1 pseudogene is annotated in these 243 nt (G+C 57.6%); it reads left to right on the forward strand.

Features of this window, described 5'->3' with window-relative positions:
• Window positions 1-45 precede the first annotated feature (45 nt).
• Window positions 46-243 (forward strand): annotated as a pseudogene (locus tag A3736_RS01620) (2-oxoacid:ferredoxin oxidoreductase subunit beta); the annotation flags it as partial.

A 243-nucleotide genomic window follows, 5' to 3' on the forward strand; every position in this document is an offset into this window, starting at 1 on the left:
TCGTCTCGCTGGCAATTTTTCTCATCTTCAAATCGAGTGACCGCTATGAACGCACCCGCTAAATTCGAAACCACGCTTAAGGACTGGGAAACCGACCAGGAGGTCCGCTGGTGCCCCGGCTGCGGGGATTATGCGATCCTGAAAGCCGTCCAGCGCACGCTGCCGCAGCTGGGCGCAGACCCTGCGAAGACGGTGTTCATCTCCGGTATCGGGTGTTCCAGCCGCTTTCCCTATTACATGGAA

Source organism: Erythrobacter sp. HI0063 (assembly GCF_001635685.1).
Classification (GTDB): Bacteria; Pseudomonadota; Alphaproteobacteria; order Sphingomonadales; family Sphingomonadaceae; genus Qipengyuania.